Source organism: Camelimonas sp. FR25, from assembly GCF_059740505.1.
In genome coordinates, this window is the sequence record NZ_JCAWFG010000103.1 from 1 (window position 1) to 11,952 (window position 11,952).

The following is an 11,952-nucleotide window of genomic DNA, read 5'->3' on the forward strand; positions in this document are numbered from 1 at the left end:
TATAGGGCGAGGGCGCGGCGTCACAGCCAGGCGACCCAGCGCCACAGCGCCGCACGGCATCGTTCAGGGATCCATCCTGAGCGGTTGAGTAAAGACGTCAAAAAGGGCGTCATCCGGACAACATTCAGACACAGGGCGTGAAGCCCTGAGGTAAGTACCGGCTAAACTGTTGGGGAGACTGGCGCACCCGACACGATTCGAACGTGTGACCTCTGCCTTCGGAGGGCAGCGCTCTATCCAGCTGAGCTACGGGTGCTGACGTGTCGGGACAATATCCGAGCAGCGCGGGCGGCGCAATCGGTCTTGGCCGGGATGGGCGCGATTGCGTGGGGGTGTTGATAAGGCGGCGTTGGCCGTTGGGCGAACGAGGCGTGGCGGCGGCCGCGCGCAGGGCGGACTGGCGGCTTGCCTGGAGGGGCGGCGTCTTGAAGGGGGGACGGGCGTGGTTGGGCGCGGAGCCGGCTGCGCCTGACGGGCGGTGTGTCCCTTGGCGGTTACTTGTCGCGGCGGCGTGAGGTCGCTGGGTCTGCTGATCGACGGGGAATGGCGACAATCGCCGGATGGAGGCGGCGCGCCAGATGGCTCGATTCGCTCATGGCCAAGTGTAGCCAGCACTTGCGACAGTGAGCGAATGCGCGCCGCACAGCGTCGGCTCATTGTAGCCGGCGCTGTGCGGGGAACGTGGTTGACGGAAGGCGCGGTCAGCCGGCGGTGGCGACGGCCACAGCATAATTGACCGAAGTGACTGCCAGCGCCGCGGCGGCGGCTTCGCGGCCTTTTTTCTTGAAATGGTTATGGAAATAGGTGGTGTGCTCTGCGTGCTCGTGGAAATGGTGCGGCGTCAGCACAGCCGACAGCACCGGCACGCCGGTGTCGAGCTGCACGCGCATCAGGCCGGAGATCACCGCGTCGGCCACGAACTCATGGCGATAGATGCCGCCGTCAACCACCAGGCCCGCAGCCACGATGGCGTCATAGCCGCCCGTCTCGGCCAGCTTCTTGGCCAGCAGCGGGATTTCATAGGCGCCTGGCAGCTCGAAGAAGTCGACGCTGACCTCGCGGCCGCTTTCGGCCACAGCGTCGCGGAAGGCGTCGCGGCTCTGGTCAACGATCTCGCGATGCCAGGAGGCCTGGATGAAGGCGATACGGGTGGGGCGCTGGCCGGCGTCGGCGCCAGCAACATTAGCCGAAGAAACGTGTTGATTCATGATTGGCGTCCTCTTGTTTGCCACGACATGAATCAGGGCATACGGACGCAAACGCGCGCCAGCTCAGGCGCTGCTGCAACCGATCTCTTCCATCCGGACTGTAACCGTCGGCCCTGGAATCTCACCAGGTCTGCTTGACCCCTGCGTCGCCGATACGCCAAAGCGAAGCCGGCTACACAGGGCGCTCGCGGGCTCATGAGGCAGCGCTGTCATACAGCCCCGCGTCACATACCGCCGGTGGGGAATTGCACCCCGCCCTGAGATCATCGCCCGCTGTGAGGCGGACGCCACATTGTTAGCGGCGGCGACCGTGCTTGACAACGCCCGATGATGCAGCGGCCTGATAATTCGCAAAGCTGTTGCCATAACAGGGCTTATGGCGGGAAAAATCACCCGTTCTGGCGCGATCTTCGCCACCCAGCCACCGCCCCAAGACGTGTGGCGCAGCTCAGCCCTGCTCATCCAGCCAGCTCAGGGCGCCGTCAGCCGCAGCCGCGCCGAGGGCGAGGCAGGCCTGCAGCAGATAGCCGCCGGTGGGGGCGTCCCAGTCCAGCATCTCACCCGCGACAAACACGCCCGGTCGCGCCCGCAGCATCAGGCGCCCGTCAACGGCGCTGGCCGCCACGCCGCCTGCGGTGGAAATCGCCCGCGCCAGCGGCGCGACGTCAGTCACCGTCAGCGGCAGCCCCTGAATACGGCGCGCAAGGCCCGCGGCATCGCGTTTCAGGCTATCGCAGCCCTCAGCCATGTCGGCCTCGCGCAGCAGCGCCACCGCCACCGGGGCCAGCCCCGCCGCCTTGCGTAGCCAGGTGGCGCCAGATTTTGAGCCGCGCGGGCCATTGAGGCGGGTCGCCAGCTCCCGGGCGCTGAGATCAGGCCGCAGATTGAGTGTGAGCTGGGCGACCCCGTCCCGGGCCAGCGCGCCACGGATGGCGCGCGACAGCGCATAAACGGCGCCGCCCTCCAGCCCCTCAGCGCTGAGCACCGCTTCGCCACGCACACAAACGCCATCGCAGGTGAGGGCGACGCGCTTGAGCGGCGCGCCAGCGAATTTGCTCCGCAAGTGCTCTGACCAGGTGATGAGCGCCCCGCTGTTGGAGGGCGCCAGAGGGTTGATCGCCACGCCCGCCGCGCCCAACGGCTGCGTCCAGCCGCCATCTGCGCCCATGCGCGGCCAGCTGGCGCCGCCCATCGCCAGCACGGTCACATCTGCTGCGACGCTGTGCGGGCCATCGGGACCGACGAGGCGCAGTGCGCCATCAGCGTCCCAGCCGCGCCATTCGCTGCGGGTCACCAGTTTCACGCCCAGCCCGTCGAGCCGGCGCAGCCAGGCGCGCAGCAGGGGGGACGCCTTGAAACTCTGGGGAAACACCCGGCCGCTGCTACCGATGAAGGAGGGCTCGCCCAGGCTATCCGCCCAGTCGCACAGGGCGGCCGGGTCAAATGCGTCGATCGCGGCGGTCAGCCACGCAGGGGCGTCGCCATAGCGCGCCATGAACGCGTCGCGGGGCTCGGAGTGCGTCAGATTGAGACCGCCACGACCAGCCAGCAGAAATTTGCGCGCCGGGCTCGGCATCCGCTCATGCACGCTAACCCGCAGGCCAGACTGGGCCAGGCGGTCGGCGGCCATCAGTCCGGCTGGACCAGCGCCGATCACGACGGCGGAGCGGGCGGCGGCGAGGCCAGGGGCAGAGGGGCTCTCGGTGGTCATGGCGGGCCTTTCGGGGCGGCGCGAGCCCGGTGGCCCGCGTCTTGCCTGTAACATGCGACTGTCGACAACAGGCGCTGCGCATCAAGTAGCCGGCTGTCGTTGGGCGACATGTCCCCATTCGCCATGCCAGACGCAAGCATCTGTTGGCGCCATAATCCGCCATGCCTGCGATTCGTGACAAATACGCCGCCATTTTCCGTTCTCTCGCCGACCGGCGGCACCTGCTGATGCTGGTGTTTGGCTTCAGTTCTGGCCTGCCGTTCCTGCTGGTGTTCGGCACCCTGTCGGCCTGGCTTCGCGAGGCCGGGGTGTCGCGCACGGAGATCGGCCTGCTTAGCTGGGTGGCGCTGGCCTATTCGTTCAAATTCCTCTGGGCCCCGGCGGTAGATCGCTTCGAGCCGCCGCTACTCGGCGCCTGGCTGGGACGGCGGCGGGCGTGGATGCTGCTGGCGCAAATCCTCGTGGCGGCGGGGCTGGTCGGCATCGCCTTCTCCAATCCGGCGACGTTCCTGCCTGGGCTGGTCGGCTTTGCGCTGCTGGTCGCCTTCGCCAGCGCCACCCAGGACGTGGCGGTGGATGGCTGGCGCATCAATCTGGCGGAGCGGGACGAGCAGGCGATGTTTGCGGCGGTGTATCAGCTTGGCTACCGTCTCGCCCTGCTGTGCTCGGGCGCCGGCGCGCTTTACATCGCCGATTTCTTTGACTGGCGCAGCGCCTATCTGGCCATGGCGCTGGTGATGCTGGTCGGCATGGCGGGCGTGCTGGCGGCGCCGCGGGTGGCGGAGGCGCCGCCATCGTCGCAGCGCAGGGGCTGGGCGGCGGCGGCGCGCGACGCCATCGTCGCGCCATTCAGCGATCTGGTCGCCCGTAAGGGCGCGGCGCTCATCCTCATCCTCGCGCTGATCGCCATCTACCGCCTGCCGGATTTCGTCGCCGGCGTCATGGCCAATCCGCTTTACATCGACGCGGGCTTCTCCAAATCGGAAATCGCCAGCGTCTCCAAGGTGTTTGGCGTCTGGGTCGGCATTTTGGGCGCCTTTGCGGGCGGCGTCGCCGCCGTGCGCTTCTCGGTGATGCCGAGCCTGGTGTTTGGCGGCGTCGCCGCCGCGGCGTCCAATCTGATGTTCGCCTGGCTGGCGTTGCGTGGGCACGACCTCACGCTGCTCACGCTGGCGATCAGCCTGGACAATTTCGCCAGCGGCTTCGCCGGCTCCACTTTGATCGCCTACATGTCGGGGCTCACCTCGCCCGCCATGGCCGCCACACAATATGCCCTGCTCAGCTCGCTCTATGCCTTGCCGGGAAAATTTGTTGGCGGCGCCTCGGGTTGGCTGGCGGATACGTTGGGCTATCCGATGTTTTTCACGCTGACGGCGCTGGTCGGCGTGCCGGTGGCGCTGCTATCGCTGGCGGTGTGGCGGCTGGAGCGCAAGGCGCGGAGGCAGGCGGACGCAGACCAGCGCGGCGTCGACGAGGCGGTCAATGCGACGACAGCGTCGCGTGACGGGAAGCCGGCCTGAGCCAGCGCCCGCGCGCCAGCCCAGTGGAAAGCTGACAGCGCAGCACCTTGCAGCCGCGCATGATCCCTTGCACGCGACCTGCATCCAACCTCGCTCCACAAAATCATGACCCAATGAGCGGTGTCCACGATTGTGGCTATTCCGGCAATGGCGGCTTTGCCTAAAGCATGGCGACAGGCGAGCCCTGACAGGCCTGTGCGCCATGTGCAGGGTCAACCTGGCAATCGTGCCAGCATGCCAGTCCTCGGCCAATCCAGCGCCCGACGCAGCGGAAAGCCTTGCCCTGTCATGCCGGACCACGATGCACACAAGGCGTCGGGCTCTGGTCAGGCCCGAGCGGCGCTTGAGTTTTGCGGGTCGCGGACGCGTCAGCATTGTCGCGGCCTGGTATCAGGAGCGGTTCATGGACATCGTGATGCTGGTGGCGACCCATATGCTGCTCGTCGTGGTCGGCCTGTTGCCGATCATGAACCCGCTGGCGGCCGCGCCGCTCTACCTCACCCTGACCCGCAACACCCCTGAGGCCTTCCAGCGCCAGCAGGCGCGACGGGCGGCGCTATACTCCTTCGGCATTCTCGCCACCTTTTTGTTGCTGGGAAACGGCGTCATCGCGCTGTTCGGCATTTCGCTGGCGGGCATCCGGGTGGCCGGCGGACTGATCGTACTGGTGCTGGCGTTCCGTATCCTGTTCTCGGCGGACGCTGGCGTCGATCAGCCGGCGGAAACCGGGGAGGTCGCCGCGCGCGAAGGCGTTGACGTGTCGTTCTCGCCCCTCGCCATGCCAGCGCTGGCGGGGCCAGCCTCGATCGCCTCGATCATGAGCTATTCCACTGCGCTGCCGCGCCTGCATCCGGTGGCGGCCTATGGGGTGCTGCTGGCGGAAATCGCCATCGCCTGCCTGCTGGCCTGGGCGACGCTGGCGTCATCACGCTGGCTGGCGCGCTTCCTCGGGCACAGCGGTATTCAGGCGATCGCGCGGATCATGGGCTTCCTGATGGCCTGCATCGCCGTGCAGTTTATCGCCTCGGGCGTGCAGAGCTTTGTCCGGGCCATGGCGTGACGTCTGCGCGGACGGCCCGGGTCGGCGCGCCCGCCAGCATCGCCACGGTCGCCACAAAAAAAGCGGCCGCCCACAGGTGGTCCCAGGGAGCGGCCGCCGCAACATGTCATCGCAAGGACTTGTCGCCTCAGGCGACCTTCACCAGCAATTTGCCGAAATTCTTGCCGCGCAGCAGGCCGATAAAGGCTTCCGGCGCGTTCTCCAGCCCTTCGACAATGTCTTCGCGATAGACAATCTTGCCCTCGCGTAGCCATTGCGACACGTCGCGCTGGAAGGCGGCGGCGTCGGCGGCAAAATCCGAGACGATGAAGCCGCGAATGGTCATACGCTTGGTCAGCGCCTGGCGCATGAGCGCCGGCAGACGGTCAGGGCCGGGCGGGGTTTCCGTATCATTGTAATGGGCGATCAGGCCGCACAGCGGAATACGGCTGAAGTCGTTGAGCAGCGGGAACACCGCATCCCACACCGCGCCGCCGACATTCTCAAAATAGACGTCGATACCCTTGGGGCAGGCGGCCTTCAGCTGCGCGGCCATATCTGGGTCGCGGTGGTCGATGGCGGCGTCATAGCCCAACTCGTCGATCAAAAAGCGGCATTTGTCTGGCCCACCGGCAATGCCGACGGCGCGCGCGCCTTTGATTTTGGCGATCTGGCCGACCACGGCGCCAACGGCGCCTGAAGCTGCGGCCACCACCACGGTCTCGCCGGCCTTCGGCTGGCCGATGTTGAGCAGGCCGGTGTAAGCGGTCATGCCAGGCATGCCGAGCACGCCGAGGTAGTTCTGCATCGGCGCGGCGTTGAGGTCGATCTTGCGCAGATCGGCGCCGTCCGTGACGTAATAGCCCTGCCAGCCGGCGTAGCCGAGCACGGCGTCCCCGGGCCTGAAAGCGTCATTGTTGGAGGCGACCACTTCGCCAGCCGTGCCGCCGACGATGACGTCGCCAGGCTCGAGATTGCGGGCGTAGGATTTGGCGGCGCTCATCCGGCCGCGCATATAAGGATCAAGCGACAGCCACTGGGTCTTCACCAGCACCTGGCCAGGGCCTGGCTGCGGGATCGGGGCGTCAATGACGCCGAAATCTGACAGTTTGGGCTCGCCGACCGGGCGCGTCGCCATGGTGACCTGACGATTGACCGACATGTGTTCTCTCCCTGCATGGGGCGCTTGCGGGCCGCAGCCCTGCGCCTTTCTGACCATGGGCGGGACAGTTCCATGGGGCGCGGCTTCGCGCAAGCCAGCGGAGCGCAGGCTTTCAGGCGCCCGCGGCAGCCAGGCTCAGCTGGGAAAGGCGCTGTGCCTGTGAGCGGCTCCCTGGCGCCGCAGCCTCGCCCGCCTTGCGAGCATGCACTGCGGCCGGGTCAAGGCCATAGATCGTCAGGTCGCGTGGCGCCCATCCGCCGCGCAAGACGCCGTCAGCCTCGCACAAGACGCCGTTAGCCTCGCACAAGACGCCGTCAGCAAAAGAACGCGCCGTCAGCAAGAGAGCCCGCTGGCGGGACATGAAGCTGTGAGGGGAGAGCGGCGGCAGGCCTCGGCCGGCCCACGTCAGATCAGCAACGCAGGCACTGGCCTGAGGCTGACGAGCGGGCCCCAAACCCGGTTTTCAGCGCGGCATTTACAGCGCCAGCAACCATTAATCCGGCGTGTAGCGGTGCGGCGTGTCGCGGTCGCACAGGCTGCGACCAGGGCCGCCCGGGCCGCCGTCGGGGTTTGGTACGGTGGCGTTGCACCAGCTGTCACTGACCCAGCGGCCATTGAGAAACACCTCGCCGCGCATCGACCGTGACCCCAGTGGGACGACGCCGTCACGTGGGGCCGCCGCGCTGGCGGAGCCCGCGGTGACGACAATGCTGGCAAGCCCAAACAACAGGCCAGCCATGGCCGCGTGGGCGGCGCCGTGGCGGCGCGGGCTCAGACCCGGCGGGTGAATTGGAAACACGTCACGTAAATGCCAAGTCGACATGAGCGAAACTCCAGCATGAGCATAAATGACGACGATATCGCGCCAATGCGCCCCCCTCATACAATCCTTGGGTAAGGACATCGGGCCGTGCGGGCGCGCACCCGGCGACCATGGCGCTGGTTAACATGGCGCACGGCCAGCACGCGCCAATTCAGGCCAGAGGCAAAGCAGGCCAGGGCCCCCCGGAGACGGGCGGGCGCCGCCACACCACGCCAAGGTTAAGCCATAGGTGGGCGGTGCAGCCATTGAAATCAACGTGTTTCATGGGGCGCATCAACCCCAGCCAGCGCGGGGCGCGGCCTGTTGAACCCGGTCGGCGGCGGGGGATGGTCCGTCGCCGGGCATGGCTGAACGAGCAGGAAATTGCTATCACTGACGCCATGACCGCATCAGCCGCCACCGGGGTCGCCCCCGCCCTGACGCCCGACGACCAGGTTTTGCTGGTCGACGGCTCGTCCTTCGTGTTTCGCGCCTATTTCCAGTCGATGAACCAGGACAGGCGCTACAACACGCGCCCGTCGGATGGGCTGCCGACCGGGGCGCTGCGGCTGTTCTGCGCCAAGCTGCTGCAATTCGTGCGCGACGGCGCCCTCGACGTGAAGCCGACGGTGATGGCCATCGTCTTCGACAAATCCGAGGATTCATTCCGGCGTGAGCTATATCCGCAATACAAGGCCAACCGGCCTGAGCCGCCGCCAGAGCTGATCCCGCAATTCCCGTTGATGCGCGCCGCCGTACGCGCCTTCGGCCTGACGCCGGTGGAGATGCCGCGCTGGGAGGCGGACGACATCATCGCGACCTATGCCCGCGAGGCCTCGGAGGCCGGGGCGCAGACGCTGATCGTCTCCGCCGACAAGGATCTGATGCAGCTGGTTGGCGACGGCGTCACCTTCTATGACTTTGAATCCGGCGTGCGCGGCAAGCCAGGCTATCGCCCCGAACGGCGCCTCGACCGTGACGGCGTCATCGAGAAGTTCGGCGTCGCGCCCGAACAGGTGCCGGATGTGCAGGCGCTGGTCGGCGACGCCTCCGACAATGTGCCGGGCGTGCCAGGCATCGGCATCAAGACCGCCGCGCAGCTGATCAATGAATATGGTGGGCTGGAGGCGCTGCTGGCGGCGGCGCCGCAGATCAAGCAGCCCAAGCGCCGCCAGTCGCTGCTGGATAACGCCGATGTCGCCCGGCTGTCGCTGAAGCTGGTGACGCTTGACGCCCATACGCCGACGCCGATGCCGCTCAGCGACCACCGGCTGGTGGATTTTGACCCCAAACGCCTCGTCGCCTTCCTGAAGGCGATGGAGTTCAACCAGCTGGTCAAGCGGGCGGCCGAGCTGTTCGAGGTCGACGCTGGCGCGATTGAGCCGGACGCAGAGCTGGCGGCTGGAGCTTCGTCCGCCGCCGCCGGTTCCGGGGAAACTGCGCCGGCTCGCGCGGCCTCCCCTGAGGCCGCCGCCGGAACGACAGGCGCAGCGCCCGCCGCTGGACAGGCGGAGGCAGGGGCTTCGGCGCCGGCGGCGCTGGCGGCGGCGCGCCGCCTTGCCGGCGCGTCTACACCGGTGGACCGCAGCGTGTATGAATGTGTGCGCGACGCCAGCGCCCTTGAGCGCTGGATCGCCGCCGCCCGCGAAGCCGGCGTCGTCGCTGTCGACACCGAGACCAATGCGCTTGACGCCATGGCGGCGGATCTGGTGGGCGTGTCGCTGGCCACCGCCGCGGGCCAGGCCTGTTATATTCCGCTGGGCCATCGCGGCGGCGACGATCTGTTCAGCGCCGGCCTGCTGCCCGACCAGCTGCCGGTGGCGACGGCCATCGCCTTGCTCAAGCCGCTGCTGGAAGACCCGCAGGTGCTGAAGGTCGGCCAGAACTTCAAATATGATCTGCTGGTGTTCGCCCGCTACGGCGTGCGGGTCGCCGGCCATGACGACACCATGCTAATGTCTTACGTGCTCGATGCGGGCCGCGTCGGGCCTGGCGGCCACGGCATGGATGCGCTGGCGCAGAGCCTGCTCAATCACAGTTGCATCGCCTTCAAGGACGTCGCCGGTTCGGGCCGCAACGCCATCACCTTTGATCTGGTGGCCATCGACAAGGCGACCGAATACGCCGCTGAAGACGCCGACGTGACGCTGCGGCTGTGGCAGGTGCTGAAGCCGCGCCTCGTGGCCGAAGGCAAGACAGAAGTCTATGAGACGCTGGAGCGGCCGCTGGTGCGGGTGCTGGCCGATATGGAAAGCCGGGGCATCGCCATCGACCGGCAGCTGCTGTCGCGCCTGTCGGGTGAATTCGCCCAGTCGCTGGCGCGGCTGGAGGATGAGATTTACGAGCTGGCGGGTGAGCGTTTCAATATTGGTTCGCCCAAACAGCTCGGCGACATCCTGTTCGGCCGGATGAACCTGCCCGGGGCGCGCAAGACCCCGACAGGGCAATGGGCGACAGGGGCGCGTTTCCTCGAGGAGCTGGCCGACGATGGCCATGAATTGCCGCGCCGTATTCTCGACTGGCGTCAGCTGGCCAAGCTGAAATCCACCTATGCCGACGCGCTGCCGGGTTTCGTAAATCCGCAGACCCAGCGGGTGCACACCTCTTATTCGCTGGCGGCGACCACCACGGGACGGCTGTCGTCGTCTGATCCGAATTTGCAGAACATTCCCGTGCGCACCGAGGAAGGTCGGCGTATCCGCCAGGCCTTCGTCGCGGCGCCTGGTCACAGGCTGATCTCGGCTGACTATTCGCAGATCGAGCTGCGCCTGCTGGCCCATATCGCCGACATCCCGCAGTTGAAGCGGGCGTTCGCCGAAGGCATCGACATTCACGCCATGACGGCGTCGGAGATGTTCGGCGTGCCGGTGGAAGGCATGGACCCGATGGTGCGCCGCCGGGCCAAGGCGATCAATTTCGGCATCATTTACGGCATCTCGGCCTTCGGCCTCGCCGCGCAGCTCAGCATCCCCCGCGAGGAAGCCGGCGCCTATATCAAGCGCTATTTCGAACGCTTCCCCGGCATCCGCGACTATATGGACGCCACCAAAAAGCAATGCCGCGAGCAGGGCTATGTGACCACGATCTTTGGTCGGGTCTGCCATTATCCGGATATCGCCTCGCCCAACGCCTCGCAGCGCGCGGCAGTGGAGCGCCAGGCGATCAATGCGCCGATCCAGGGCAGCGCCGCCGATATCATCCGGCGGGCCATGACGCGCATGGAGCCGGCGCTGCAACAGGCCGGGCTGGCCGCCCGTATGTTGTTGCAGGTGCATGACGAATTGATCTTCGAGGCGCCGGTAGCTGAGTGCGACCGCACTATTGAGGTGGCCCGCAAGGTGATGGTCGAGGCGCCGCTGCCTCTGCTAGCATTGTCCGTGCCGCTGCAGGTCGACGCCCGTGCGGCCGACAATTGGGAAGAAGCGCACTGACGGCGGTCGCCGCCCTCACATCGCGCCAGGCATATGTGTCTGGAGGGACGTCCGATGACCCTATCCGCGCGGCTGGCGCTGTCCGACCGCGGCATGGCTGTGCTGGCGCGCTGGCGCGGCCCATGATCTGGCGCGCCTCCGTTTTCCCTTCCATAGCCGCGCCGCTCGCCACCCGATTCGGCGTCCGATCTGGCGTCGGCATCGCGCTGCTGACGCTGCTCGCGTCGGCGTCGGCGTCGGCGTCGTCGTTGACCTTGCCCGGCAAGGCGGCGCCATGGACAATTGGCGCTCTCGCCATGACCATCGCGGCGCAGCGTGAGCCCGCCGCGACATTGGCGCGGACCAGCATTCCGGCGTCGCTGTCTGGCAGGCTCGATGGCTTGCTGTCCCAAAGGAAATACGTCGAGTTGGGCGATGCGCTGGAAGGCGAGCATCGCGCCGGGCGTGGCCTGCCGGCGCGGCAATGGCAGGAGCAGCGGCTGCGCGATGGGGCCAGCGCCTATCTCGGCTTCGTCTTCAGTCGCGAGATGATGCGCGCGGCGAGCGGCGCGCCGCGACAGCGCAAGCCGGCCCTGCAGGAAAAGGCGGCGCTGATCGCCATTTACACCATGGCGGTGCTGACGATTGACGGCCCGCGCTGCGCCGACGCCTCCGCCGCGACGCGCCGCACCGAGCAATTGTTCGATCTGGCCGCCGAGGCCTTCGGCTGGGCGGCGGCCTTGCCGGAGGCGCGCCGCGAGCTCCTGATCGACGCCGCCCTGACGCTGGAGCAGCACACCTCTGCCCAGCGCGCCGATGATGCGTTTATTTGCCAGGGCGGCGCCGAGGACGTGGCGCGGGCGCTGGAGGACCCAGGCTCGCGGCTCGAACCGAAAACCACGCCGGACGGTGGCTACACGCTGACGCCGGCCACACCATCGGTTGCGGAATTTGTCGAGGCCAGCCGCTCGCGGCCATTGCAGGCGCTGGCCCGCCGCACCATCCGCGCCGATCTCTGTCGCATGCTTGAACAGATGCGCAGCTGAGGCGCACGCCATCTTCCTGACGCGAAGCACCGACACAAGCATGCTTCGCGTCGC

At 67.3% G+C, this 11,952-nt stretch carries 8 protein-coding genes, 1 tRNA gene and 1 riboswitch; of the genes, 4 read left to right on the forward strand and 5 right to left on the reverse strand.

Annotated features, from left to right (window positions below; translation table 11 throughout):
• Positions 1–179: 179 nt before the first annotated feature.
• From AC6A67_RS15010 to AC6A67_RS15020, 3 genes are all read right to left on the reverse strand, one after another.
• A tRNA-Arg gene (locus tag AC6A67_RS15010) sits at positions 180–256 on the reverse strand.
• Positions 257–701: 445 nt separating this feature from the next.
• A complete protein-coding gene (locus AC6A67_RS15015; RefSeq protein WP_498037366.1) occupies positions 702–1,208 on the reverse strand; it encodes a 6,7-dimethyl-8-ribityllumazine synthase in 507 nt (168 codons plus the stop codon).
• A gap of 77 nt (positions 1,209–1,285) precedes the next feature.
• Positions 1,286–1,477, reverse strand: a riboswitch (FMN riboswitch).
• A 179-nt stretch (positions 1,478–1,656) separates the two neighbouring features.
• Positions 1,657–2,919, reverse strand: a complete 1,263-nt coding sequence (locus tag AC6A67_RS15020) for a BaiN/RdsA family NAD(P)/FAD-dependent oxidoreductase (protein ID WP_498037367.1) — start codon at positions 2,917–2,919, stop codon at positions 1,657–1,659.
• A gap of 161 nt (positions 2,920–3,080) precedes the next feature.
• Here AC6A67_RS15020 and AC6A67_RS15025 point away from each other — a divergent pair, with 161 nt between their 5' ends.
• Both AC6A67_RS15025 and AC6A67_RS15030 read left to right on the forward strand, forming a co-directional pair.
• The gene (locus AC6A67_RS15025; RefSeq protein ID WP_498037368.1) at positions 3,081–4,439 is read left to right on the forward strand and encodes an AmpG family muropeptide MFS transporter; all 1,359 of its coding nucleotides are present in this window, start codon (positions 3,081–3,083) and stop codon (positions 4,437–4,439) included.
• Between the two features lie 403 nt (positions 4,440–4,842).
• Positions 4,843–5,499, forward strand: coding sequence for a MarC family NAAT transporter (locus tag AC6A67_RS15030; protein ID WP_498037369.1), 657 nt, complete (start codon positions 4,843–4,845; stop codon positions 5,497–5,499).
• Positions 5,500–5,626: 127 nt separating this feature from the next.
• Here the strand turns inward: AC6A67_RS15030 and curA are convergent, their stop codons facing one another.
• The gene (gene curA, locus AC6A67_RS15035) at positions 5,627–6,640 is read right to left on the reverse strand and encodes an NADPH-dependent curcumin/dihydrocurcumin reductase (RefSeq protein ID WP_498037370.1); all 1,014 of its coding nucleotides are present in this window, start codon (positions 6,638–6,640) and stop codon (positions 5,627–5,629) included.
• A 493-nt stretch (positions 6,641–7,133) separates the two neighbouring features.
• Positions 7,134–7,463 carry a hypothetical protein gene (locus AC6A67_RS15040; RefSeq protein ID WP_498037371.1) on the reverse strand — a complete coding sequence of 110 codons (330 nt, stop codon included), beginning with the start codon at positions 7,461–7,463 and terminating at the stop codon, positions 7,134–7,136.
• Between the two features lie 380 nt (positions 7,464–7,843).
• Between AC6A67_RS15040 and polA the strand changes: the two genes are divergently transcribed.
• The gene (polA, locus tag AC6A67_RS15045; RefSeq protein WP_498037372.1) at positions 7,844–10,873 is read left to right on the forward strand and encodes a DNA polymerase I; all 3,030 of its coding nucleotides are present in this window, start codon (positions 7,844–7,846) and stop codon (positions 10,871–10,873) included.
• 122 nt (positions 10,874–10,995) lie between these two features.
• Complete coding sequence (locus tag AC6A67_RS15050) at positions 10,996–11,898, forward strand: hypothetical protein (RefSeq protein WP_498037373.1); 903 nt, start codon at positions 10,996–10,998, stop codon at positions 11,896–11,898.
• Positions 11,899–11,952: the final 54 nt, after the last annotated feature.